Source organism: Streptomyces sp. TG1A-8, from assembly GCF_030499535.1.
Classification (GTDB): domain Bacteria; phylum Actinomycetota; class Actinomycetes; order Streptomycetales; family Streptomycetaceae; genus Streptomyces.
The window spans coordinates 5,803,965-5,828,598 of sequence record NZ_JASTLB010000001.1; the positions used below are offsets into that span (position 1 = coordinate 5,803,965).

Sequence of the window (24,634 nt, forward strand, 5' to 3'; positions counted from 1 at the left end):
GATGGGGGTGGGCAAGTCCACCGTCGGGCGGTTGCTGGCCCAGCGGCTGGGGGTGGGCTACCGGGACACCGACGACGACATCGTCGCCGCCCGGGGCCGCACGATCGCGGAGATCTTCCTCGACGAGGGTGAGGAGGCCTTCCGTGCGCTGGAGCGGCGTGCGGTGCGTGCGGCGCTGGCCGGGCACGCGGGGGTCCTGGCGCTGGGCGGCGGGGCGGTGCTGGACGCGGGCACGCGGGCGCTGCTGGCCGGGCAGCGGGTGGTCTACCTGTCGATGGGGGTGGAGGAGGCGGTGCGGCGCACCGGGCTGAACGCGGCCCGCCCGCTGCTGGCGGTCAACCCGCGCAAGCAGTGGCGGGAGCTGATGGAAGCCCGCCGGCACCTGTACGAGGAGGTCGCCACCACCGTCGTGGCCACCGACGGCCGCACGCCCGAAGAAGTCACCCAGGCAGTGCTGGACGCAGTGGAGTTGAAGGAATCATGAGCGAGGCAGTCACCCGGATCCAGATCGCCGGGAGCGCGGGCACGAACCCCTACGAGGTACTGGTGGGCCGACGGCTCCTGGGCGAACTGGCCGGCCTGGTCGGACCGAGGGCCCGGCGGGTCGCGGTGATCCACCCGGAGGCGCTGGCCGGGACCGGGGAGGCGCTGCGCACCGACCTGGCCGAGCAGGGGTACGAGGCCGTCGCCATCCAGGTGCCGAACGCGGAGGAGGCCAAGACCGCCGAGGTCGCCGCCTACTGCTGGAAGGCGCTGGGCCAGTCCAACTTCACCCGCAGTGACGTCATCGTCGGTGTCGGCGGCGGCGCCACCACCGACCTGGCGGGCTTCGTCGCGGCCACCTGGCTGCGCGGGGTGCGCTGGATCGCGATCCCCACCACCGTGCTGGCCATGGTGGACGCGGCGGTCGGTGGCAAGACCGGCATCAACACCGCCGAGGGCAAGAACCTGGTGGGGGCGTTCCACCCGCCGGCCGGCGTGCTGTGCGACCTGGCCGCCCTGGACTCCCTGCCCGTCAACGACTACGTCTCCGGTCTCGCGGAGGTGATCAAGGCGGGTTTCATCGCCGACCCGGTGATCCTCGACCTGATCGAGTCCGACCCCGAGGCGGCGCGGACCCCCGCGGGCCCGCACACGGCGGAGCTGATCGAGCGTTCGATCCGGGTCAAGGCCGAGGTCGTCTCCGCGGACCTGAAGGAGTCGGGGCTCAGGGAGATCCTCAACTACGGCCACACGCTCGGTCACGCGATCGAGAAGAACGAGCGGTACAAGTGGCGGCACGGTGCGGCGGTCGCGGTCGGCATGCACTTCGCCGCGGAACTGGGCCGTCTGGCGGGCCGGTTGGACGACGCGACGGCGGACCGCCACCGCACCGTACTGGAGTCGGTCGGGCTGCCGCTGCACTACCGCCACGACCAGTGGCCCCGGTTGCTGGAGGCGATGAAGGTCGACAAGAAGTCCCGCGGCGACCTGCTGCGCTTCATCGTCCTGGACGCCCTGGCCAAGCCGACCGTCCTGGAGGGCCCGGACCCGGCCGTCCTGCTCGCCGCCTACGGAGAAGTGGGCCAGTAGGCCCCCGCCGCTCCTTTCCGTTCCTTTCCGGCCGCATCCCCCGCCGGAGCGGGCACTTCGCACCGTCCCCGGCCGTTTCACCAAACGACGGCCGGGGACGGTACCGTTCGGTGGGGAGCGGGCTCCGCACCCGCCCGCCAGCGCCAGAAGTGTGGACGAGACGGAGTGGCAACGGATGCAGCACGTAGTGGGGTCGCCGCTGCCGCCGCCCCACCGGCCGGGGCGGGGACCACGCGCCGACTGGGCGTCGGCGCACCACCCGGGCCCGCACGCGGGAGCCCCCCAGGGTCCCACCCCCGTGCCCCAGCCGCCACCGCAGCCCGGCTACACCGGCGCGGGAGCGGGTGTTCCCGCCGGCGCCGTACCGCCCGCGCCCGTGCAGCCCCCGGCCCCCCGGCCGCCCGCCCCGCCCCGGCCCCCGGTGCCGCAGCACGCCCCGGCCCCCCGGCCCCCGGCCGTCCCGCCCGCCCCCGCCCCGGCCGCGCCGGAGGCCACCGGGCACGTACCGCTGCCGCCCGGCGGCCCGGTCGGGGTGCCCGCCGCCCCGCCGGCCACGGCCGCCGTCCCGGATCCGGCGACCACCACCCTGGCCGTGCTGCTGATCGGCCCGGCGGGCGCCGGCAAGACCAGCGTGGCCAAGTACTGGGCCGACCACCGCCTCGTCCCCACGGCCCACATCAGCCTGGACGACGTGCGCGAATGGGTCCGCTCCGGCTACGCGAACCCGCAGTCGGGGTGGAACGACAACTCCGAGGCCCAGTACCGCCTGGCCCGCCGCACCTGCGGCTTCGCCGCCCGCAACTTCCTGGCCAACGGCATCTCCTGCATCCTCGACGACGCCGTCTTCCCGGACCGTCCCGTCGTGGGCCTCGGCGGCTGGAAGCGCCACGTCGGTCCCGGCCTGTTCCCGGTCGTCCTGCTCCCCGGCCTCGACGTCGTCCTGGAGCGCAACGCCGAACGCAGCGGGAACCGCCGCCTCACCGACGAGGAGGTGGCCCGCATCCACGGCCGCATGGCCGGCTGGTACGGCTCCGGCCTCCCGATCATCGACAACTCCCAGCTGGACGTCCCCGGCACGGCCCGCGTCCTGGACGAGGTCCTGACCCGGGCCATGGCGAGCCCGCCGAACTGGTGAGCCGGGGGGACCCGGTCCCGCCCGGGGCGCGGTCAGCGGCACGGGGCACCCGGCCCACCCGCGCGCACGACGACCGCACCCCCCGCTCGGCCCCGCCCGACCGGCACGATCCGGGCGGAACTCCTACGCTCGTCTCATGTCAGAGGTGTACGCGAACCGCCGAGCCAGGCTGAGGGAACGCTGCAACGCGGCCGGTACCGCGGCAGCGCTCGTCTCCCGCCCCGCCAACGTGCGCTACCTGGCGGCCACGGCTCCGCAGGACGCCGTCCTGCTGCTCGGCCGGCGCGAGGACCTCCTCGTCTGCGCCGTCCCACCGGGCGAACGCCCCGCCGAGGGGTGGCCGGACGAGGGCCTGCGGCTGCACGTCCTGCCCTCACCCGGGGGCGACGCCGCGGTCGCGGCGGCCGGCCTCGCCGCGGCGCAGGGCGCCGAGTCCCTGGCCGTGGAGGAGCACCACCTCACCGTCACCCGCCACCGGGCGCTGTCCCGCGTCGCCCCCCGCCTCCGCCTCACCGGCCTCGGCGCGGCCGTGGAGCAGCTGAGGGTCGTCAAGGACGAGGAGGAGATCTCCTGCCTGCGCATCGGCGCCGAGATCGCCGACCAGGCGCTGGGCGAGCTGCTGGAGTCCATCCTGGTGGGCCGCACCGAACGCCACCTCGCGCTGGAGCTGGAGCGGCGGCTGGTGGACCACGGTGCCGACGGGTCGGCCTTCCCCACCTCGGTGGCCGCCGGACCCCACTCCGGGCGCCGCGGCCACCGTCCCACCGACCGGCGCGTGGAGGAGGGCGACTTCCTCTCCGTCTGCCTGGGCGCCGCCTACCGCGGCTACCGCTGCGAGATCGGCCGCACCTTCGTCATCGGCACCTCGCCCGCGGACTGGCAGGTCGAGCTGTACGACCTCGTCTTCGCCGCCCAGCGCGCCGGACGCGAGGCCCTGGCGCCCGGCGCCGCCCACCGTGACGTCGACCGCGCGGTACGCCAGGTGCTGGACTGCGCGGGCCGTGCGGAAGCGCTGCCACCGCTGACCGGACACGGGGTCGGACTCGAAATCGACGAGGACCCGCAGCTGGCCCCCTCGGCCATGGGTAAACTGGACGCTTGCGTGCCGGTCACCGTCGAACCGGGGGTCCACCTCCCGGGCCGGGGCGGTGTCCGGATCGATGACACGCTCGTCGTGCGCCCAGAGGCGGACGGCGGACCCGAGCTACTCACCATCACGACCAAGGAGCTGCTCGCGCTATAGGTGCGTGCCCCGGGGTCGTCCACGTCAGTCCAGGAGATTCCGCAACCGTGGCTTCCACGAACGACCTCAAGAACGGCCTGGTGCTCAAGCTCGAAGGCGGCCAGCTCTGGTCCGTCGTCGAGTTCCAGCACGTCAAGCCCGGCAAGGGCCCGGCCTTCGTGCGCACCAAGCTCAAGAACGTGCTCTCCGGCAAGGTCGTCGACAAGACCTTCAACGCCGGTGTCAAGGTCGAGACGGCCACTGTCGACAAGCGCGACATGCAGTTCTCGTACATGGACGGCGACTACTTCGTCTTCATGGACATGGAGACCTACGACCAGCTGATGGTCGACCGCAAGGCCGTCGGCGACGCCGCCAACTTCCTGATCGAGGGCTTCACGGCCACCGTCGCGCAGCACGAGGGCGAGGTGCTCTTCGTGGAGCTGCCGGCCGCCGTCGAGCTGACCGTCCAGGAGACCGAGCCGGGCGTCCAGGGCGACCGCTCCACCGGCGGCACCAAGCCCGCCACCCTGGAGACCGGTCACCAGATCCAGGTCCCGCTCTTCATCACCACCGGTGAGAAGATCAAGGTCGACACCCGCACGAGCGACTACCTCGGCCGGGTGAACAGCTAACCGTGGCTGCCCGCAACACGGCCCGCAAGCGCGCCTTCCAGATCCTCTTCGAGGGCGACCAGCGCGACGCCGACGTCCTGACGGTCCTCGCGGACTGGATCCGGCTCTCCCGGACCGACCCCCGGCAGCCGCCGGTGAGCGAGTACACGATGCAGCTGGTCGAGGGCTACGCGGAGCACGCGAGGCGCATCGACGAGCTGATCGCGCAGTACGCGGTCGGCTGGACGCTCGACCGGATGCCGGTCGTCGACCGCAACATCCTGCGGCTGGGCGCCTACGAGCTGATCTGGGTCGACGAGACCCCGGACGCCGTCGTCCTGGACGAGATGGTGCAGCTGGCGAAGGAGTTCTCCACGGACGAGTCCCCTTCGTTCGTCAACGGCCTGCTGGGCCGCCTGAAGGAGCTCAAGCCCTCGCTGCGCCGCGCGTAGCCGGGAAGGGGCGCTGCGGGAGCGCGCCCCCCCCGGGCTCGACCCCGGTGCCGCGGCCGCGCCGGAGTGATCGTGAAAAACCGACGGGGTGGCCGGAACCGCAAAGTTCCGGCCACCCCGGCGGTACGTTTCTGCTCAGGTGCCGCAGGGGTTTACGCGTCTTCGTGCGCCGCCACCGCGCGGCGCGCGTCCGCGTCCAGGACGCCCCAGCTGATCAGTTGTTCGGTGAGGACCGAGGGCGACTGGTCGTAGATGACGGCGAGTGTGCGCAGGTCGTCCTGGCGGATCGACAGCACCTTGCCGTTGTAGTCGCCGCGCTGCGACTGGATCGTCGCCGCGTAGCGCTGCAGGGGACCCGCCTTCTCGGCCGGCACCGTGGCCAGCCGCTCCAGGTCCAGGACCAGCTTCGGCGGCGGCTCGGCGGCACCGCCCGGCGTGGTGCCCGGCAGCAGCTCCTGCACGGGGACGCCGTAGAAATCGGCCAGCTCGGCGAGGCGCTGCACGGTCACGGCGCGGTCACCGCGCTCGTACGACCCGACCACCACGGCCTTCCAGCGGCCCTGGGACTTCTCCTCGACACCGTGGAGGGAAAGGCCCTGCTGGGTGCGGATGGCCCGGAGCTTGGCCCCGAGCTGTTTGGCGTATTCGCTGGACATAAGGCTCCCCGGACACTGTGTCGACGCGGTCGGCTGGGTTTGCCCCGCGCGGCTGGTAACTCACTGTGAGGTTACGCAGCGTGACTCTGATGCGTCAAGCCGAATGGTCCACACCGACGCTTCCGTGACGGCGGCGTTCGATTGGGCCAAGCGGGTGAAGGGAGCCGTCGCGGGACCTGCTACCGTGGATGGCGCAAATCCGACGTCCTTTAAGGTCCGTCCCGTGAGGCGGAGAAGGAGGTCCGTTTCGTATGGACACGCACGCGCATCCGCAGGCGTCCGGTGCCCGGCCCGTTCTCGAGGGGCCCGACATCGCACGCGTACTGACCCGCATCGCCCACGAGATCGTCGAACGCGCCAAGGGCGCCGACGACGTGGTGCTCCTCGGCATCCCCACCCGAGGCGTCTTCCTCGCCCAGCGGCTCGCCGCCAAGCTGGAGCAGATCACCGACCGCACGGTCCCCGTCGGCTCGCTCGACATCACCATGTACCGCGACGACCTGCGCATGCACCCGCCGCGCGCACTGGCCCGCACCGACATCCCCGGTGACGGCATCGACGGCAAGCTGGTCGTCCTCGTCGACGACGTGCTCTTCTCCGGCCGCACCATCCGCGCCGCCCTCGACGCCCTGAACGACATCGGGCGCCCGCGCGCGGTCCAGCTCGCGGTCCTGGTCGACCGCGGCCACCGCGAACTTCCCATCCGCGCCGACTACGTCGGCAAGAACCTCCCCACGTCGCTGCGGGAGACGGTCAAGGTCCAACTCGCCGAGGAGGACGGCCGCGACACCGTGCTGCTCGGCGCGAAGCCGACCGCCCCGGACGAGCGGCGATAGCGCTCCGGCGTACGCGCCGCCGCACGCCGCGCCTCCGCCTGCCCGGAATCTCCCAGAACCTGAACTGCCCCACGGAGCCTGACAGATGCAGCGTCATCTCATCTCGGCCGCCGACCTCACCCGCGACGACGCCGTCCTGATCCTCGACACCGCCGAGGAGATGGCCCGGGTCGCCGACCGGCCGATCAAGAAACTGCCGACCCTGCGCGGCCGCACGGTCGTCAACCTCTTCTTCGAGGACTCCACCCGTACCCGGATCTCCTTCGAGGCCGCCGAGAAGCGGCTGTCCGCGGACGTCATCAACTTCTCCGCCAAGGGGTCGAGCGTGTCCAAGGGCGAGTCCCTGAAGGACACCGCCCAGACCCTGGAGGCCATGGGCGTCGACGCCGTCGTCATCCGGCACGGCGCCTCCGGAGCCCCCTACCGCCTGGCCAACTCCGGCTGGATCGACGCCGCCGTCATCAACGCCGGCGACGGCACCCACCAGCACCCCACCCAGGCCCTGCTGGACGCCTTCACCATGCGCCGCCGCCTGGTCGGCCGGGACGCCGGCCTCGGCCAGGACCTGTCCGGCAAGCGGATCACCCTCGTCGGCGACGTCCTGCACAGCCGCGTCGCCCGCTCCAACGTGGACCTGCTGCACACCCTCGGCGCCGAGGTCACCCTCGTCGCCCCGCCCACCCTGGTGCCGGTCGGCGTCGAGACCTGGCCCTGCACGGTGTCCTACGACCTCGACCGCACGCTGCCCGAGTCCGACGCGGTGATGATGCTGCGCGTGCAGCGCGAGCGCATGAACGCGGCCTTCTTCCCGACCGAGCGCGAGTACTCGCGGCGCTACGGCCTCGACGGCGACCGCATGGCGCGGATGCCCGGCCACGCCGTCGTGATGCACCCCGGCCCGATGGTCCGCGGCATGGAGATCACCGCCGACGTCGCCGACTCCGACCGCTGCACCGTCGTCGAGCAGGTCGCCAACGGGGTCTCCATCCGGATGGCCGTCCTGTACCTGCTGCTGGGCGGCAACGAGCCCGCCGTCACCCACGCCCGCCCCGCCACCGAGGAGAAGTAGGACACATGAGCAAGACCCTGATCCGTGGCGCGAAGGTGCTCGGCGGCGACCCGCAGGACGTCCTGATCGACGGCGAGGTCGTCGCGGCGGTCGGCACCGGCCTGTCCGCCGGGGACGCGCGGGACGTGACCGTCGTCGAGGCCGGCGGCAAGGTGCTGCTGCCCGGCCTGGTCGACCTGCACACCCACCTGCGCGAGCCGGGCCGCGAGGATTCCGAGACCGTGCTCACCGGCACCCGCGCCGCCGCGGGCGGCGGCTACACCGCCGTGTTCGCCATGGCCAACACCTTCCCCGTCGCCGACACCGCCGGCGTGGTCGAGCAGGTCTGGCGGCTCGGCCGGGAGTACGGCTACTGCGACGTCCGGCCCGTCGGCGCCGTCACCGTCGGCCTGGAGGGCAGGAAGCTCGCCGAGCTGGGCGCCATGCACGACTCGGCCGCCGGCGTCACCGTCTTCTCCGACGACGGCAAGTGCGTGGACGACGCCGTGATCATGCGCCGGGCCCTGGAGTACGTGAAGGCCTTCGACGGTGTCGTCGCCCAGCACGCGCAGGAACCGCGCCTGACCGAGGGCGCCCAGATGAACGAGGGCGTGGTCTCCGCCGAGCTGGGCCTCGGCGGCTGGCCGGCCGTCGCCGAGGAGTCGGTCATCGCGCGCGACGTGCTGCTCGCCGAGCACGTCGGCTCCCGCGTCCACATCTGCCACCTGTCGACCGCCGGCAGCGTCGAGATCGTCCGCTGGGCCAAGTCCCGCGGCATCCGGGTCACCGCCGAGGTCACCCCGCACCACCTGCTCCTCACCGACGAGCTGGTGCGCACCTACAACCCGGTCTACAAGGTCAACCCGCCGCTGCGCACCGAGCGCGACGTGCACGCCCTGCGCGAGGCCCTCGCCGACGGCACGATCGACATCGTCGCCACCGACCACGCCCCGCACCCGCACGAGGACAAGGACTGCGAGTGGGCCGCGGCCGCCATGGGCATGGTCGGCCTGGAGACGGCGCTGTCGGTGGTCCAGGAGACCATGGTCGAAACGGGCCTGCTGGACTGGGCCGGCGTCGCCGACCGCATGGCGGCCGCGCCCGCGCGGATCGGACGCGCCACCGGCCACGGCCGTCCCGTCTCGGCCGGTGAGCCCGCCAACCTCACCCTCGTGGACACGGCATACCGTGGTCGGGTGGACCCCGCGGGTTTCGCCTCGCGCAGCCGCAACACCCCGTACGAGGGACGCGAGCTGCCGGGCCGTGTCACCCACACGTGGCTGCGGGGCAAGGCCACGCTCATCGACGGGAAGCTCACGTGACACCTGTAATCCTGCTGGCCGGGGCGAAGAGGTCGGCCGAGGTCACCGACTGGGGGGCCCGCATCGGCTGGCTCGTCGGACTCGCGCTCTTCGTCGCGCTCGTCTACTGGCTGATGCGCGAGGGCTGGAAGTGGCGCGCCACGCTCCAGGGCGACCTGCCCGAGCTGCCCACCGCGCCGCAGGACGCCGGCCCGGTGAGACTCGGCATGGAGGGCCGCTACCACGGCTCCACCACCGCCGGACAGTGGCTGGACCGCATCGTCGCCCACGGCCTCGGCACCCGCAGCCGGGTCCGGCTCACCCTGACGGACGCGGGCCTGGACGTCGAGCGCCCCGGCGCGAGCGACTTCTTCGTCCCCACCGCCGCGCTGCGCGGGGCCCGGCTCGACAAGGCCATCGCCGGCAAGGTGCTCACCGAGGGCGGCCTGCTGGTGGTGACCTGGGCGCACGGCGACCGGCTGATCGACTCGGGCTTCCGCTCCGACCGCGCGGCCGAGCACGCCGAGTGGGTCACCGCCCTGAACCAGATGACCAACGACACGGAAGGCGCACGATGACGACCTCCACCAGGGGAGCCGCCAGGGTTCCCGCCGTACTCGTCCTGGAGGACGGCCGCGTCTTCCGCGGCCGCGCCTACGGGGCTGTGGGGGAGGCCTTCGGCGAGGCCGTGTTCTCCACCGGCATGACCGGTTACCAGGAGACCCTCACCGACCCGTCGTACGACCGCCAGATCGTCGTCGCGACCGCCCCGCAGATCGGCAACACCGGCTGGAACGACGAGGACGACGAGTCCCGCCGCATCTGGGTCTCCGGCTACGTGGTGCGCGACCCCGCGCGCGTGCCGTCCAACTGGCGCTCCACCCGCTCCCTGGACGACGAGCTGGTCGCGCAGGGCGTCGTCGGCGTCTGCGGCGTCGATACCCGGGCCCTGACCCGCCACCTGCGCGAACGCGGTTCGATGCGCGCCGGGATCTTCTCCGGCGAGGCCCTCGCCGCCGACGCCGACCTGGTCGCGCGCGTGCAGGCCCAGCCGCAGATGAAGGGCGCGAGCCTGTACGAGGAGGTCGCCACCCAGGAGGCGTACGTCGTCCCGGCCCGGGGCGAGAAGCGGTTCACCGTGGCCGCGATCGACCTCGGCATCAAGGGCATGACCCCGCACCGCATGGCCGAGCGCGGCATCGAGGTGCACGTGCTGCCCGCCACCGCCACCCCGGACGAGGTCTACGCCGTCGGCCCGGACGGCGTGTTCTTCTCCAACGGCCCCGGCGACCCGGCCGCCGCCGACGGCCCGGTGGCGCTGATGCGGGCCGTCCTGGAGCGCGGGACGCCCCTGTTCGGCATCTGCTTCGGCAACCAGATCCTCGGCCGCGCCCTCGGCTTCGGCACCTACAAGCTGAAGTACGGCCACCGCGGCATCAACCAGCCGGTCCAGGACCGGACGACCGGCAGGGTCGAGGTCACCGCGCACAACCACGGCTTCGCCGTGGACGCGCCGCTCGACGAGGTCAGCGACACCGAGTTCGGCCGTGCCGAGGTCTCCCACGTCTGCCTGAACGACAACGTCGTGGAGGGACTGCAGCTGCTCGACCGGCCGGCCTTCTCCGTCCAGTACCACCCCGAGGCCGCAGCGGGCCCGCACGACGCCGCCTACCTGTTCGACCGCTTCGTCTCCCTGATGGAGGGCCAGCGTGCCTAAGCGCACCGATATCCAGTCCGTCCTGGTCATCGGCTCCGGCCCGATCGTCATCGGCCAGGCCGCGGAGTTCGACTACTCCGGCACCCAGGCGTGCCGCGTGCTCAAGGCCGAGGGCCTGCGCGTCGTCCTCGTCAACTCCAACCCGGCGACGATCATGACCGACCCGGAGATCGCCGACGCCACCTACGTCGAGCCGATCACCCCCGAGTTCGTCGAGAAGATCATCGCCAAGGAGCGCCCCGACGCCCTGCTGCCCACCCTGGGCGGCCAGACGGCCCTGAACACCGCCATCGCGCTGCACGACAACGGCGTCCTGGAGAAGTACGGCGTCGAACTGATCGGCGCCAAGCCCGAGGCGATCCACAAGGGCGAGGACCGCGACCAGTTCAAGGAGGTCGTGGAGGAGGTCCGCCGCAAGATCGGGCACGGCGAGTCCGCCCGCTCGGTGATCTGCCACTCCATGGACGACGTCCTGCGGGGCGTGGAGACCCTCGGCGGCTACCCCGTCGTCGTCCGCCCGTCCTTCACCATGGGCGGCGCCGGCTCCGGCTTCGCGCACGACGAGGAGGAGCTGCGCCGCATCGCCGGCCAGGGCCTCACGCTCTCGCCGACCACCGAGGTGCTCCTGGAGGAGTCCATCCTCGGCTGGAAGGAGTACGAGCTGGAGCTGATGCGCGACAAGAACGACAACGTCGTGGTCGTCTGTTCCATCGAGAACTTCGACCCCATGGGCGTGCACACCGGCGACTCGATCACCGTCGCGCCCGCGATGACCCTGACCGACCGCGAGTACCAGATCCTGCGCGACATCGGCATCGCCGTCATCCGCGAGGTCGGCGTCGACACCGGCGGCTGCAACATCCAGTTCGCCGTCGACCCCGCGGACGGCCGGGTGATCGTCATCGAGATGAACCCGCGCGTGTCGCGGTCCTCGGCACTCGCCTCCAAGGCCACCGGCTTCCCGATCGCCAAGATCGCCGCCAAGCTCGCCGTCGGCTACACGCTGGACGAGATCCCGAACGACATCACGCAGGAGACCCCGGCCTCCTTCGAGCCGACCCTCGACTACGTGGTCGTCAAGGCCCCCCGGTTCGCCTTCGAGAAGTTCCCGCAGGCCGACTCCGCGCTGACCACCACCATGAAGTCGGTCGGCGAGGCCATGGCCATCGGCCGCAACTTCCCCGAGGCCTTCCAGAAGGCGCTGCGCTCGCTGGAGAAGAAGGGCAGCCAGTTCACCTTCGTCGGCGAACCCGGCGACAAGGACACGCTGCTGCGCGAGGCCGTGCGGCCCACCGACGGCCGCGTCAACACGGTCATGCAGGCCATCCGCGCCGGCGCCACGCCCGAGGAGGTCTTCGAGCACACCCGGATCGACCCCTGGTTCGTCGACCAGCTGTTCCTGATCAAGGAGATCGCCGACGAGCTGGCCGAGGCGCCCGAGCTGACCGCCGAACTGCTCACCCACGCCAAGCGGCACGGCTTCTCCGACCAGCAGATCGCCGGTATCCGCGGCCTGCACGAGGACGTGGTCCGCGAGGTGCGGCACGCCCTGGGCATCCGCCCGGTGTACAAGACGGTCGACACCTGTGCCGCCGAGTTCGCCGCGCGGACGCCGTACTTCTACTCCTCCTACGACGAGGAGACGGAGGTCGCCCCCCGCGAGAAGCCGGCCGTCATCATCCTGGGCTCCGGCCCCAACCGCATCGGCCAGGGCATCGAGTTCGACTACTCCTGCGTCCACGCCTCCTTCGCGCTGTCCGACGCGGGGTACGAGACCGTGATGGTCAACTGCAACCCGGAGACCGTCTCCACGGACTACGACACCTCCGACCGCCTCTACTTCGAGCCGCTGACGCTGGAGGACGTGCTGGAGATCGTCCACGCGGAGTCCCTGGCCGGCCCGATCGCCGGCGTGCTGGTCCAGCTGGGCGGGCAGACCCCGCTGGGCCTGTCGCAGGCGCTGAAGGACAACGGCGTCCCGATCGCCGGCACCCCGCCCGAGGCGATCCACGCCGCCGAGGACCGCGGCGCCTTCGGACGCGTCCTCGCCCAGGCCGGCCTGCCCGCCCCCAAGCACGGCACGGCCACCACCTTCGCGGAGGCCAAGGCCATCGCCGACGAGATCGGCTACCCGGTCCTGGTCCGGCCCTCCTACGTGCTCGGCGGACGCGGCATGGAGATCGTCTACGACGAGACCCGCCTCGCCTCCTACATCGCCGAGTCGACCGAGATCAGCCCCTCCCGGCCGGTCCTCGTCGACCGCTTCCTGGACGACGCCATCGAGATCGACGTCGACGCCCTGTACGACGGCACCGAGCTCTACCTCGGCGGGGTCATGGAGCACATCGAGGAGGCCGGCATCCACTCCGGCGACTCGGCCTGCGCCCTGCCCCCGATCACGCTGGGCGGCTTCGACATCAAGCGGCTGCGCGCCTCCACCGAGGCCATCGCCCGGGGCGTCGGCGTGCGCGGCCTGATCAACATCCAGTTCGCGATGGCCGGCGACATCCTCTACGTCCTGGAGGCCAACCCGCGCGCCTCCCGCACGGTCCCCTTCACCTCGAAGGCGACCGCGGTGCCGCTCGCGAAGGCCGCCGCCCGCATCTCGCTGGGCGCGACCGTCGCCGAGCTGCGCGCCGAGGGCCTGCTGCCGGGGAGGGGCGACGGCGGCGAGCTGCCGCTGGACGCGCCGATCTCCGTCAAGGAGGCGGTGCTGCCGTGGTCGCGGTTCCGCGACATCCACGGCCGCGGCGTCGACACCGTCCTCGGCCCGGAGATGCGCTCCACGGGCGAGGTCATGGGCATCGACTCCGTCTTCGGCACGGCCTACGCCAAGTCGCAGGCGGGCGCCTACGGCCCGCTGCCCACCAGGGGCCGCGCGTTCATCTCGGTCGCCAACCGCGACAAGCGCTCGATGATCTTCCCGGCGCGCGAGCTGGTCGCCCACGGCTTCGAGCTGCTCGCCACCTCCGGCACCGCCGAGGTCCTCAAGCGCAACGGCATCAACGCCACCGTCGTGCGCAAGCAGTCCGAGGGCACCGGACCGAACGGCGAGAAGACGATCGTCCAGCTCATCCACGACGGCGAGGTCGACCTCATCGTCAACACCCCGTACGGCACCGGAGGCCGCCTCGACGGCTACGACATCCGCACGGCGGCGGTGGCCCGCTCGGTGCCCTGCCTGACGACGGTCCAGGCCCTCGCCGCGGCCGTCCAGGGCATCGACGCCCTCAACCGCGGCGAGGTGGGCGTCCGTTCGCTCCAGGAACACGCGGAGCACCTGACCGCGGCCCGCGACTAGCAGCCCGAGGGGGGCACCGGAAACGGTGTCCCCCTCCGTATGAGGACACATCTGGATGTACAAGCTCTTCTTCCGCCTGGTCTTCCGGCGGATGGACGCCGAGACGGCCCACCACCTGGCCTTCCGCTGGATCCGCCTCGTGGTCCGCGTCCCCGTGCTGCGCACCTTCGTCGCCGCCGCCCTCGCACCCCGCCGCGAGGAGCTGCGCACCGAGGCCTTCGGGCTGCGCATGCACGGGCCCTTCGGGCTCGCGGCCGGCTTCGACAAGAACGCCGTCGCCGTCGACGGCATGTCGATGCTGGGCTTCGACCACGTCGAGATCGGCACGGTCACCGGTGAGCCGCAGCCCGGCAACCCCGGGAAGCGGCTGTTCCGGCTCGTCGCCGACCGGGCGCTGATCAACCGCATGGGCTTCAACAACGACGGCTCGCTGGCCGTCGCGGCCCGTCTCGCCGGCCGCGAGCCGGTCTTCAGGACGGTCGTGGGCGTCAACATCGGCAAGACCAAGGCCGTACCCGAGGCCGAGGCCGTCGCCGACTACGTGAAGTCGGCCGAGCGGCTGGCCCCCTACGCCGACTACCTGGTCGTGAACGTCTCCTCGCCGAACACGCCCGGCCTGCGCGACCTCCAGGCGGTCGGCCACCTGCGCCCGCTGCTGTCCGCCGTGCGCGCGGCCGCCGACCGCGCGGCCGCGCACCGGCGCGTGCCCCTGCTGGTGAAGATCGCTCCCGACCTCGCCGACGAGGACGTCGACGCCGTCGCCGACCTGGCCGTCGAACTCGGCCTGGACGGCATCATCGCCACCAACACCACCATCGCCCGCGAGGGCCTGGGCCTGGAGTCCGCGCCCGCGCTGGTGAAGGAGGCCGGCGGGCTGTCCGGCGCGCCCCTGAAGGCGCGTTCCCTGGAGGTCCTGCGCCGCCTGTACGCACGCGTGGGCGACCGCGTCACCCTGGTGGGCGTCGGCGGCATCGAGACCGCCGAGGACGCCTGGCAGCGCATCCTGGCCGGCGCCACGCTGGTCCAGGGCTACAGCGCCTTCGTCTACCGGGGCCCGTTCTGGTCCCGCTCGATCCACAAGGGCCTCGCCGCCCGGCTGCGCACCAGCCCGTACGCCACCCTCGCCGACGCGGTCGGCGCCGACGTGAGGAAGTCCGCATGACCCCGCACGCGCCCTTCGGCGCCCGATTGCGCCGGGCCATGGACGAGCGCGGCCCGCTGTGCGTCGGCATCGACCCGCACGCCTCCCTGCTCGCCGGGTGGGGGCTGGCCGACGACGTGTCCGGCCTGGAGCGGTTCAGCCGCACGGTCGTCGAGGCGGTGGCCGACCGGGTCGCCGTCGTCAAGCCGCAGAGCGCCTTCTTCGAACGCTTCGGCTCACGCGGCATCGCCGTCCTGGAGCGGACGGTCCGGGAGGCGCGCGCGGCCGGCGCCCTGGTCGTGATGGACGCCAAGCGCGGCGACATCGGCTCGACCATGGCCGGGTACGCCGAGGCCTACCTGCGCGAGGACGCCCCGCTGTCCTGCGACGCCCTCACCGTCTCGCCCTACCTCGGCTACGGCTCGCTCGCCCCGGCCGTCGCGCTGGCCCGGGACAGCGGCGCCGGGCTCTTCGTGCTGGCCCTGACCTCGAACCCGGAGGGACCCGAGGTCCAGCACGCGGTCCGCGCCGACGGCCGCAGCGTGGGCGCGACCATGCTCGCCCACCTGGCCGCCGAGAACGCGGGGGAGGAGCCGCTGGGCTCCTTCGGCGCCGTCGTCGGCGCCACGGTGGGCGACCTGTCCGCCTACGACCTCGACATCAACGGCCCGCTCCTCGCGCCCGGCGTCGGGGCCCAGGGAGCGACGCCGGACGGTCTCGGCGCGCTCTTCGGAGCGGCGCTGCGCAACGTCGTGCCGAACGTCAGCCGGGGCGTGCTGCGGCACGGACCCGACGTCAGGGGGGTGCGCGCGGCCGCGGAGCGCTTCGCGGAGGAGATCAGGGCCGCCGTGGCGGCCGCCTGAGACCCCCGGCGCGGGACCCGCGCGGACGGTCCGGGTGACGCCCGGACTCGCATACAAGCCCACATCGGGGGCAATATGTCTGCAATATCCTGTCCGGTGGAGGCTGACCTGGACTTTTCCCGCTGTTCTCGCTGACTCCGGCGGACTTGCCCGCTAGTCTCCGAGCAGAGTGAACGGGCAAGCGTGTTGCTCGTGGCTCCCCAGGTGTGGGGCGACTAGGTTCCTCACCGGTCCGTATCCGACAGTTCGACATCCGAGGTGACGTAGGCGTGGCTCTTCCGCCCCTTACCCCTGAACAGCGCGCAGCCGCGCTCGAAAAGGCCGCCGCGGCTCGCCGGGAGCGGGCCGAGGTCAAGAATCGACTCAAGCACTCCGGCGCCTCCCTGCACGAGGTCATCAAGCAGGGCCAGGAGAACGACGTCATCGGCAAGATGAAGGTCTCCGCGCTACTCGAGTCCCTGCCGGGCGTGGGCAAGGTCCGCGCCAAGCAGATCATGGAGCGTCTGGGCATCTCCGAGAGCCGCCGCGTGCGCGGTCTCGGGTCCAACCAGATCGCCTCCCTGGAGCGTGAGTTCGGCAGCACCGGCTCCTGAGTCCGGGTCCTGCCGGACGGGGAGGTCCCGGGCACTCCGGGACTGCTGGAATAATCGCTGCATGAGTGAACGTCCGCGGCTGACCGTGCTCTCCGGCCCCTCGGGGGTCGGCAAGAGCACGGTCGTCGCCCACATGCGCAAGGAACACCCCGAGGTCTGGCTCTCGGTGTCGGCGACGACCCGCAGGCCTCGTCCCGGCGAGCAGCACGGGGTCCACTACTTCTTCGTCACCGACGACGAGATGGACAAGCTGATCGCCAACGGCGAGCTGCTGGAGTGGGCCGAGTTCGCCGGCAACCGCTACGGCACGCCCCGCGCGGCCGTGCTGGAGCGGCTGGAGAGCGGCGAGCCCGTCCTGCTGGAGATCGACCTCCAGGGGGCGCGGCAGGTCCGCGAGTCCATGGCCGAGGCCCAGCTGGTGTTCCTGGCTCCGCCCTCCTGGGAGGAGCTGGTGCGCAGACTCACCGGCCGGGGCACCGAGCCGCCCGAGGTGATCGAGCGCCGTCTGGACGCGGCCAGGACCGAGCTGGCGGCCGAACCGGAGTTCGACACGACCCTGGTCAACACCTCCGTCGGGGACGTGGCCCGCGAGCTGCTAGCCTTGATGGATGTGGTGTGATCCCGTCGGCCTGCGCCGGCTGATCAGACCGACCGGTTCTTTCCCACCCATCGGAAGGTAGAGCGTGTCCTCTTCCATCACCGCGCCCGAGGGCATCATCAACCCGCCGATCGACGAGCTCCTCGAGGCCACCGACTCGAAGTACAGCCTCGTGATCTACGCGGCCAAGCGTGCCCGCCAGATCAACGCGTACTACTCGCAGCTCGGCGAGGGCCTCCTCGAGTACGTCGGTCCGCTCGTCGACACCCACGTCCACGAGAAGCCGCTCTCGATCGCCCTGCGCGAGATCAACGCCGGTCTGCTGACCTCCGAGGCCATCGAGGGCCCGGCCCAGTAAGGCCGCTTTGCGGACCGCGACAGGTTTCCCCACGGGCCCGGCAGCACGACTGCCGGGCCCGTGGTGTCTGATGGACCCGTACACAGCCGAGCCGGGGAGAGACGGTGCACGAGCCGAGGGTCGTTCTGGGGGTCAGCGGCGGGATCGCCGCGTACAAGGCCTGTGAGCTGCTGAGGAGGTTCACGGAGTCCGGTCACGACGTGCGCGTGGTGCCCACCGCCTCCGCGCTGCGCTTCGTCGGCGCCCCCACCTGGTCCGCACTGTCGGGCAACCCGGTCGCCACCGAGGTGTGGGACGACGTGCACGAGGTGCCGCACGTCCGCATCGGTCAGCACGCCGACCTCGTGGTCGTGGCGCCCGCGACGGCCGACACGCTCGCCCGGGCCGCCCACGGCCTCGCCGACGACCTGCTGACCAACACCCTCCTCACCGCCCGCTGCCCGGTCGTCTTCGCCCCGGCGATGCACACCGAGATGTGGGAGCACCCCGCCACCCGGGAGAACGTCGCCACGCTGCGCCGCCGCGGTTGCGTCGTCGTCGAGCCCGCGGTCGGCCGCCTCACCGGCGCCGACACCGGCAAGGGCCGGCTGCCCGACCCGGTGGAGATCTTCGAGGTCTGCCGCCGGGTGCTGGCCCGCGGGACCGCCGCGCCCGACCTCGCCGGCCGGCACGTCGTCGTCTCCGCCGGCGGCACGCGCGAGCCGCTCGACCCGGTCCGCTTCCTGGGCAACCGCTCCTCCGGCAAGCAGGGCTACGCCCTCGCCCGCACCGCCGCCGCCCGCGGCGCCCGGGTGACCCTGATCGCGGCGAACACCGGCCTGCCGGACCCGGCCGGCGTCGACGTCGTCCCGGTCGGCACCGCCGTACAGCTCCGCGAGGCGGTCCTGAAGGCCGCGGGGGACGCCGACGCCGTGGTCATGGCCGCCGCGGTCGCCGACTTCCGGCCGCGGACCTACGCGGCCGGGAAGATCAAGAAGAAGGACGGCCAGGACCCCGATCCGGTCGTCCTCGTGCGCAACCCCGACGTCCTCGCGGAGATCTCGGCCGACCGCGCCCGCCCCGGACAGGTGATCGTCGGCTTCGCCGCCGAGACGGACGACGTCCTGGCCAACGGCCGTGCCAAACTGGTCCGCAAGGGCTGTGACCTGCTCGTCGTCAACGAGGTCGGGGAGCACAGGACCTTCGGTTCGGAGGAGAACGAGGCCGTGGTCCTCGGCGCCGACGGCAGCGAGACCCTCGTGGCCCACGGCCCGAAGGAAGCCCTCGCCGACACCGTCTGGGACCTCGTCGCGGCCCGTCTGGGCTGACGCGCTGCGCCATCCGGGCCGTAGCGTTTCAGCCGTTCAGCGTCTTTTTCCCGTTCATGAATGGCGTGCGGTGGCTCTGGCCAACGCCGCCGGGCATTGTGCAGAATGCCCGTGCCGCAGGTCACAGCGCTCCCGAGAGGCGAGACAGCTGGGCCCGCGGCGGAGTGCGACCGATAAACTGTGCACGGACGACGCCGGGCGCAGCCCCCGTGTCGTCCGCCCATGATCAGCCAGCAGCCGCTGCAACCCCAGGGAGCGTTGTGTCCCGTCGTCTGTTCACCTCGGAGTCCGTGACCGAGGGTCACCCCGACAAGATCGCTGACCAGATCAGCGACACCATCCTCGATGCGCTCCTGCGCGAGGACCCGGCTTCCCGGGTCGCCGTCGAGACGTTGATCACCACCGGTCTGGTGCACGTGGCCGGTGAGGTCACGACCAAGGCCTACGCGGACATCCCGACGCTGGTCCGCGGCAAGATCCTGGAGATCGGCTACGACTCCTCCAAGAAGGGCTTCGACGGTGCCTCCTGCGGGGTGTCGGTGTCCATCGGTGCGCAGTCCCCGGACATCGCGCAGGGGGTGGACGCGGCCTACGAGGCGCGGGTGGAGGGCGACGAGGACGAGCTGGACCGGCAGGGTGCGGGCGACCAGGGTCTGATGTTCGGGTACGCCTCGGACGAGACGCCGACGCTGATGCCGCTGCCGATCTTCCTGGCGCACCGTCTGTCGCGGCGGCTGTCGGAGGTCCGCAAGAACGGCACGATCCCCTACCTGCGTCCGGACGGCAAGACGCAGGTGACCATCGAGTACGACGGTGACAAGGCCGTGCGGCTGGACACGGTGGTGGTCTCCTCGCAGCACGCCAGTGACATCGACCTGGAGTCGCTGCTGGCGCCGGACATCCGTGAGTTCGTGGTGGAGGCGGAGCTGCGGGCGCTGCTGGAGGAGGGCATCAAGCTGGACACGGAGGGCTACCGGCTGCTGGTGAATCCCACCGGGCGGTTCGAGATCGGTGGTCCGATGGGGGACGCGGGGCTGACCGGCCGGAAGATCATCATTGACACCTACGGGGGGTTCGCCCGGCACGGTGGTGGTGCGTTCTCGGGCAAGGACCCCTCCAAGGTGGACCGTTCGGCGGCGTACGCGATGCGGTGGGTGGCCAAGAACGTGGTGGCGGCGGGGCTGGCGGCGCGCTGCGAGGTCCAGGTGGCCTACGCCATCGGCAAGGCCGAGCCGGTGGGTCTGTTCGTGGAGACCTTCGGTACCCACACGGTGGAGCCGGACAGGATCGAGAAGGCGATCGAGGAGGTCTTCGACCTGCGTCCGGCCGCGATCATCCGTGACCTGGACCTGCTGCGCCCGATCTACGCGCAGACCGCGGCCTACGGTCACTTCGGCCGTGAGCTGCCCGACTTCACCTGGGAGCGCACCGACCGCGTCGACGCCCTGCGCAAGGCCGCCGGGGTGTGACCACCGGGCCCCGGCGCGTTCCGGACCGGAACGCGCCGGCGGCGGCGCGCCCCGGCCGGCCGGTCCGGCCGGGTGACCCGGCCGCCGCGGGCCCCGGGGCGCCCGGCGGCCGGACCGGATCCCGGGCGGCGCCGGCTGTCGGTGCCGTTTGGTAAGAATGCAAGCGTGAGCAGCGAGGACGGACCGGGGGACGGCGGCGCCGCAGGGGCGCCGCCGGAGCAGCTCGCGCTCATCCGCGAGAGCGTGCGCGGGGCCGGGACGCCCCGGGCCAAGCCGCGCACCTGGCGGGGGGCCGCGCTCGCCGGGGAACTGCCCGTCGCCCGGGTGCTGGTCGACAAGGGCGTGCTGCACCTCGACCGGTACTTCGACTACGCCGTGCCCGAGGAACTGGACGCCGACGCGCAGCCCGGGGTGCGGGTGCGGGTGCGGTTCGGCGCCGGGCGGCACCGGGTGCGGGACGGGCGCCGTGAGGGTGGGGGGCTCATCGACGGCTTCCTGGTCGAGCGCCGGGCCGAGTCCGACTACGCCGGCCCGCTGGCCGCCCTCGCCCAGGTCGTGTCGCCCGAACCGGTGCTGAGCGAAGAGCTGCTGGGACTCGCGCGGGCGGTCGCCGACCGGTACGCGGGCAGCCTCGCCGACGTGCTCCAGCTGGCCGTGCCGCCGCGCAGCGCGCGGGCCGAGCGGCGGCCGTCCCCCGAACCCCTGCCGCCGCCGGCCGCGCCCGACGCCGGGTCGTGGGCGCGGTACGAGCACGGCGGCGCGTTCCTGGAGTCGCTGGCCGCGGGAGGAGCGCCCAGGGCGGTGTGGAACGCCCTGCCGGGGCCGTTGTGGAGCGAGGAGCTGGCCCGGGCCGTCGCCGCCACGCTCGCCTCGGGCCGCGGCGCGCTCGTCGTCGTCCCGGACGGACGGTCCGCCGCGCGGGTCGACGCCGCGCTGACCGGGCTGCTCGGCGGGGGCCGGCACGCGCTGCTGACCGCCGACGCCGGGCCGGAGAAGCGCTACGCGCAGTGGCTGGCGGTGCGGCGGGGGTCCGTGCGCGCGGTCGTCGGCACCCGCGCCGCCATGTTCGCCCCCGTGCGGGACCTCGGACTCGTGGCCGTCTGGGACGACGGCGACGACAGCCACGGCGAGCAGCACGCCCCCCAGCCGCACGCGCGGGACGTGCTGCTGCTGCGTGCCGCCCTGGACGGGTGCGCGTTCCTGCTGGGGAGCTGGAGCTGCACCGTGGAGGCCGCCCAGCTCGTGGAGAGCGGCTGGGCCAGGCCCCTGGTCGCCGGCCGGGAGGAGGTGCGCCGGTCCGCGCCCCTGGTGCGGACGGTGGGCGACGACGACCTGGCGCGCGACGAGGCCGCCCGCGCCGCCCGGCTGCCCACGCTCGCCTGGGAGGTGGTCCGGGAGGGACTGCGGCACGGTCCGGTGCTGGTGCAGGTGCCGCGGCGCGGCTACGTGCCGCGCATGGCCTGTGCGCAGTGCCGGGCGCCCGCCCGGTGCCGGCACTGTTCCGGGCCGCTTCAGGCGCGGGACGCGGGGGCGCTGGGCTGCGGCTGGTGCGGGCGCGAGGAGGGGGCCTGGCACTGTCCCCGGTGCGGGGGCTTCCGGCTGCGGGCCCAGGTCGTCGGTGCGCGGCGGACCGCCGAGGAGCTGGGGCGGGCCTTCCCCGCGGTCCCGGTGCGCACCTCGGGGCGTGAGCACGTGCTGGACACCGTGCCGGGCACGCCCGCGCTGGTGGTGAGCACCCCGGGCGCCGAGCCGGTCGCCGAGGGCGGTTACGCGGCCGCTCTGCTGCTGGACGGCTGGGCCATGCTCGGACGCCCCGACCTGCGGGCCGGGGAGGACGCGCTGCGCCGGTGGATCGCGGCGGGCGCGCTGGTCCGGCCGCAGGGGGAGCGGGGGACGGTGGTGGTCGTGGCCGAGTCGACGCTGCGGCCCGTGCAGGCGCTGGTGCGCTGGGACCCGGTGGGGCACGCGGTGCGGGAACTGGCCGAGCGGGCCGAACTGGGGTTCCCCCCGGTGTCGCGGATGGCGGCCGTGTCGGGGACGGCGCGGGCCGTGGCGGAGTTCCTGGAGTCGGTCGACCTGCCCCCCGACGCCGAGGTGCTGGGACCGGTCCCGGTGCCGCCCGCACCGCCCGGACGGCCCCGCAGGCCCGGCGGCCCGCCGCCGGGGGAGCACTGGGAGCGGGCGCTGGTGCGGGTGCCGCCGGGGAGCGGGGCCGCGCTGGCCGCCGCCCTGAAGACGGCCCAGGCCGCGCGTACGGCACGGGGGGGCGGGGAGGCGGTGCGGGTGCGGATCGACCCCCCGGACATCGGCTGAGGGGGCCGCCCGGGTGCCGGGCCGGCCGGGACACGGCTTGACGGGGCGCCGGGGCGTCGTTGTGCCGGGCGGCGGGGACGGGGCCGTCGGTGCGCCGGGGCCGACTCGTGGGCTGCCGGATCGCGGACGGCCCGGCGTGCGGCTGCCCTCCCGGCGGTTTCCGGGAGGGTGGGGCAGTCGCTGCGGCCGGCCGTGGCGGTGCGTCGCCGGCCGTGGTGCCCGGCCGCGGTCGTCAGCCGTTGCGCGGGCCGGGGAAGGCCGTGGACCGCGCGTCCTCGCGGAGGGCCGGGCTGCCCGCGGTCGGCTGGGTGGGCATCGAGCGGGCCGCGGGGACCGCGGGCACCGTCGGCAGACCGGTGTTCACGGTGACCGCCCGGCCGCCGGCTGGCTCGGTGGCCCGCTCGGCCTCGGCGGCCGCCTGGGCCGCGGCCCGGCGGGCGCCGTAACGGCGGTGCACCGCCTGCTTGGTGACGCCGAGCGCCGAGCCCACCGCGTCCCACGAGAAGCCGAGCGAGCGGTCGAAGTCCACCGCGGCCGTGACCAGGGTCTCGACGCTGTCCCGGAGCTCCTGGGCGAGGCGGACCGTCGGGGCGGGGGCGCGTCCGTAGACGACGAACCCCGTGGACGGGCCGGAGCGGCGCGGACGGTAGACGTTGCCCAGCTGGGCGGTGAGGGTGCGCAGTGCGTCCACCTGCCGGCGGACCCGCTCGATGTCCCGCACCAGCAGGTGCAGGCTGGCCCGGGCCTGGGCGTCGTGGGTTGCGTGGTCGGCCATGAACAAGCCTCTCGAACCGGCGTTGAAAGGAAGCGGACCGCGAAGGCGGTCCGGCGTGGTCAACTCTTCCTTGACCAACGCGTGCGCGCTCCGCCGGTCACGGGCTGGGGGCGTGCGGGTGCGTGTGTACGCCGTCCCCCACCCGCGCGCCGCGCGTCCGCGGTGCACCGGGGACGGCACGGCCCGTCCGCCGCCGGCGGCTCCCCGTTCCGCGCCCCGGCCCGCGCGCCCGCCCCGTCACGCCACGCCGGGCGGCAGGACTTCGCACGGACTCCGTACGACGCCCTACGGACACCGCCGGCCGCCGGTCCCCCGCGTCGCTGGCCGGAGGGAGCGGGCGGCCCGCTCGGCATAGACTGGTGCGCCGCCCGCCCCCTCGTCCGAGAGGCCCGATCCCGCCCATGAAGCTCGTCTTCGCCGGTACCCCCGAGGTCGCCGTTCCCGCCCTGGACGCCCTTCTCGCCTCCGGGCGGCACGAGGTGGCCGCCGTCGTCACGCGGCCCGACGCGCCGGCGGGGCGGGGGCGCAGGCTGGTCGCGTCGCCCGTGGCCGAGCGGGCGGAGGAGGCCGGGATCGAGGTGCTGAAGCCGGTCAGGCCGCGGGACCCGGAGTTCCTGGAGCGGCTCGGGGAGATCGCCCCGGACTGCTGCCCCGTCGTCGCCTACGGAGCCCTGCTGCCGCGGGCCGCCCTGGACGTCCCGGCGCACGGCTGGGTCAACCTGCACTTCTCGCTGCTGCCCGCCTGGCGGGGGGCGGCGCCCGTGCAGCACTCCCTGATGGCGGGCGACGAGATCACCGGGGCCTCCACCTTCCTCATCGAGGAAGGGCTCGACTCCGGCCCGGTGTACGGCACCGTCACCGAGGAGATCCGGCCCACCGACACCAGCGGCGACCTGCTCACCCGGCTCGCCTACGCCGGGGCCGGGCTGCTCGCGGCGACCATGGACGGCATCGAGGACGGCACGCTGAAGGCCGTGCCGCAGCCGGCCGAGGGGGTCAGCCTCGCACCGAAGATCACCGTCGAGGACGCCCGGGTCGACTGGGCCGCGCCCGCGCTCCGTGTGGACCGGCTGGTGCGCGGCTGCACCCCGGCGCCCGGTGCCTGGACCACCTTCCGCGGCGAGCGGCTCAAGCTCATCCAGGTCACCCCCGTGCCCGACCGGACCGACCTGGCCCCCGGGCAGCCGGCCGTGGGCAAGAACAGCGTGCACGTGGGCACCGGGTCGTACGCCGTCGAGCTGGTGTGGGTGCAGGCCCAGGGCAAGAAGCCGATGCGGGCCGCCGACTGGGCGCGCGGGGTGCGCGTCGCCGAGGGGGAGGCGCTCGGCGGCTGACGCCGGCGGCGGAAGGCGGGGGCGGAAGG

The 24,634-nt window shown here is 73.3% G+C and carries 23 protein-coding genes; 21 read left to right on the forward strand and 2 right to left on the reverse strand.

Annotation, left to right across the window (positions count from 1 at the left end; genetic code table 11):
* Nucleotide 1: 1 nt before the first annotated feature.
* From QQY24_RS25620 to nusB, 6 genes are all read left to right on the forward strand, one after another.
* Nucleotides 2-484 carry a shikimate kinase gene (locus QQY24_RS25620; RefSeq protein ID WP_301976358.1) on the forward strand — a complete coding sequence of 161 codons (483 nt, stop codon included), beginning with the start codon at nt 2-4 and terminating at the stop codon, nt 482-484.
* Nucleotides 481-1,572 (forward strand): 3-dehydroquinate synthase, encoded by a 1,092-nt coding sequence (gene aroB / locus QQY24_RS25625; protein ID WP_301975075.1) that lies wholly within the window; start codon nt 481-483, stop codon nt 1,570-1,572. Before QQY24_RS25620 ends, aroB begins: the two co-directional genes overlap by 4 nt.
* A gap of 175 nt (nt 1,573-1,747) precedes the next feature.
* Entirely contained in the window at nt 1,748-2,707 is a 960-nt protein-coding gene (locus tag QQY24_RS25630) for a Pro-rich N-terminal domain-containing protein (RefSeq protein WP_301975076.1), read from the forward strand.
* Between the two features lie 136 nt (nt 2,708-2,843).
* Nucleotides 2,844-3,950, forward strand: a complete 1,107-nt coding sequence (locus QQY24_RS25635) for an aminopeptidase P family protein (RefSeq protein ID WP_301975077.1) — start codon at nt 2,844-2,846, stop codon at nt 3,948-3,950.
* 47 nt (nt 3,951-3,997) lie between these two features.
* Nucleotides 3,998-4,564: an elongation factor P gene (gene efp, locus QQY24_RS25640; RefSeq protein WP_301975078.1), complete on the forward strand. Its 567-nt coding sequence runs from the start codon at nt 3,998-4,000 to the stop codon at nt 4,562-4,564.
* Nucleotides 4,565-4,566: 2 nt separating this feature from the next.
* On the forward strand, nt 4,567-4,995 hold the full coding sequence (nusB, locus tag QQY24_RS25645) for a transcription antitermination factor NusB (RefSeq protein WP_301975079.1): 429 nt from the start codon (nt 4,567-4,569) through the stop codon (nt 4,993-4,995).
* 152 nt (nt 4,996-5,147) lie between these two features.
* Here the strand turns inward: nusB and bldD are convergent, their stop codons facing one another.
* On the reverse strand, nt 5,148-5,651 hold the full coding sequence (gene bldD, locus QQY24_RS25650) for a transcriptional regulator BldD (protein WP_189418954.1): 504 nt from the start codon (nt 5,649-5,651) through the stop codon (nt 5,148-5,150).
* Nucleotides 5,652-5,902: 251 nt separating this feature from the next.
* Between bldD and pyrR the strand changes: the two genes are divergently transcribed.
* From pyrR to QQY24_RS25720, 14 genes are all read left to right on the forward strand, one after another.
* Nucleotides 5,903-6,487 (forward strand): bifunctional pyr operon transcriptional regulator/uracil phosphoribosyltransferase PyrR, encoded by a 585-nt coding sequence (gene pyrR, locus QQY24_RS25655; RefSeq protein WP_301975080.1) that lies wholly within the window; start codon nt 5,903-5,905, stop codon nt 6,485-6,487.
* Nucleotides 6,488-6,572: 85 nt separating this feature from the next.
* Nucleotides 6,573-7,556 (forward strand): aspartate carbamoyltransferase catalytic subunit, encoded by a 984-nt coding sequence (locus QQY24_RS25660; RefSeq protein ID WP_301975081.1) that lies wholly within the window; start codon nt 6,573-6,575, stop codon nt 7,554-7,556.
* A 5-nt stretch (nt 7,557-7,561) separates the two neighbouring features.
* Nucleotides 7,562-8,857 carry a dihydroorotase gene (locus QQY24_RS25665; protein WP_301975082.1) on the forward strand — a complete coding sequence of 432 codons (1,296 nt, stop codon included), beginning with the start codon at nt 7,562-7,564 and terminating at the stop codon, nt 8,855-8,857.
* Entirely contained in the window at nt 8,854-9,414 is a 561-nt protein-coding gene (locus tag QQY24_RS25670) for a hypothetical protein (RefSeq protein ID WP_301975083.1), read from the forward strand. Before QQY24_RS25665 ends, QQY24_RS25670 begins: the two co-directional genes overlap by 4 nt.
* Entirely contained in the window at nt 9,411-10,553 is a 1,143-nt protein-coding gene (carA, locus tag QQY24_RS25675; RefSeq protein WP_301975084.1) for a glutamine-hydrolyzing carbamoyl-phosphate synthase small subunit, read from the forward strand. Before QQY24_RS25670 ends, carA begins: the two co-directional genes overlap by 4 nt.
* Entirely contained in the window at nt 10,546-13,854 is a 3,309-nt protein-coding gene (gene carB / locus QQY24_RS25680) for a carbamoyl-phosphate synthase large subunit (protein ID WP_301975085.1), read from the forward strand. Before carA ends, carB begins: the two co-directional genes overlap by 8 nt.
* 55 nt (nt 13,855-13,909) lie before the next feature.
* Entirely contained in the window at nt 13,910-15,016 is a 1,107-nt protein-coding gene (locus QQY24_RS25685; protein ID WP_301975086.1) for a quinone-dependent dihydroorotate dehydrogenase, read from the forward strand.
* Nucleotides 15,013-15,858 carry an orotidine-5'-phosphate decarboxylase gene (gene pyrF / locus QQY24_RS25690; protein ID WP_301975087.1) on the forward strand — a complete coding sequence of 282 codons (846 nt, stop codon included), beginning with the start codon at nt 15,013-15,015 and terminating at the stop codon, nt 15,856-15,858. The genes QQY24_RS25685 and pyrF overlap by 4 nt, the downstream gene beginning before the upstream one ends.
* Nucleotides 15,859-16,127: 269 nt before the next feature.
* Entirely contained in the window at nt 16,128-16,451 is a 324-nt protein-coding gene (locus QQY24_RS25695) for an integration host factor (RefSeq protein ID WP_003977346.1), read from the forward strand.
* Nucleotides 16,452-16,512: 61 nt separating this feature from the next.
* The gene (gene gmk / locus QQY24_RS25700) at nt 16,513-17,070 is read left to right on the forward strand and encodes a guanylate kinase (RefSeq protein ID WP_301975088.1); all 558 of its coding nucleotides are present in this window, start codon (nt 16,513-16,515) and stop codon (nt 17,068-17,070) included.
* Between the two features lie 64 nt (nt 17,071-17,134).
* Nucleotides 17,135-17,407, forward strand: a complete 273-nt coding sequence (rpoZ, locus tag QQY24_RS25705) for a DNA-directed RNA polymerase subunit omega (protein ID WP_005319902.1) — start codon at nt 17,135-17,137, stop codon at nt 17,405-17,407.
* A gap of 104 nt (nt 17,408-17,511) precedes the next feature.
* Nucleotides 17,512-18,714 (forward strand): bifunctional phosphopantothenoylcysteine decarboxylase/phosphopantothenate--cysteine ligase CoaBC, encoded by a 1,203-nt coding sequence (gene coaBC / locus QQY24_RS25710; protein WP_301975089.1) that lies wholly within the window; start codon nt 17,512-17,514, stop codon nt 18,712-18,714.
* 260 nt (nt 18,715-18,974) lie between these two features.
* Nucleotides 18,975-20,183 (forward strand): methionine adenosyltransferase, encoded by a 1,209-nt coding sequence (metK, locus tag QQY24_RS25715; RefSeq protein ID WP_301975090.1) that lies wholly within the window; start codon nt 18,975-18,977, stop codon nt 20,181-20,183.
* 165 nt (nt 20,184-20,348) lie between these two features.
* Nucleotides 20,349-22,496, forward strand: coding sequence for a primosomal protein N' (locus tag QQY24_RS25720; RefSeq protein ID WP_301975091.1), 2,148 nt, complete (start codon nt 20,349-20,351; stop codon nt 22,494-22,496).
* Nucleotides 22,497-22,728: 232 nt separating this feature from the next.
* On the opposite strand, the gene QQY24_RS25725 is transcribed toward QQY24_RS25720, so the two are convergent.
* The gene (locus QQY24_RS25725; protein WP_301975092.1) at nt 22,729-23,271 is read right to left on the reverse strand and encodes a hypothetical protein; all 543 of its coding nucleotides are present in this window, start codon (nt 23,269-23,271) and stop codon (nt 22,729-22,731) included.
* Between the two features lie 401 nt (nt 23,272-23,672).
* Between QQY24_RS25725 and fmt the strand changes: the two genes are divergently transcribed.
* Nucleotides 23,673-24,605 (forward strand): methionyl-tRNA formyltransferase, encoded by a 933-nt coding sequence (fmt, locus tag QQY24_RS25730; protein ID WP_301975093.1) that lies wholly within the window; start codon nt 23,673-23,675, stop codon nt 24,603-24,605.
* The last annotated feature ends 29 nt before the right edge of the window (nt 24,606-24,634 follow it).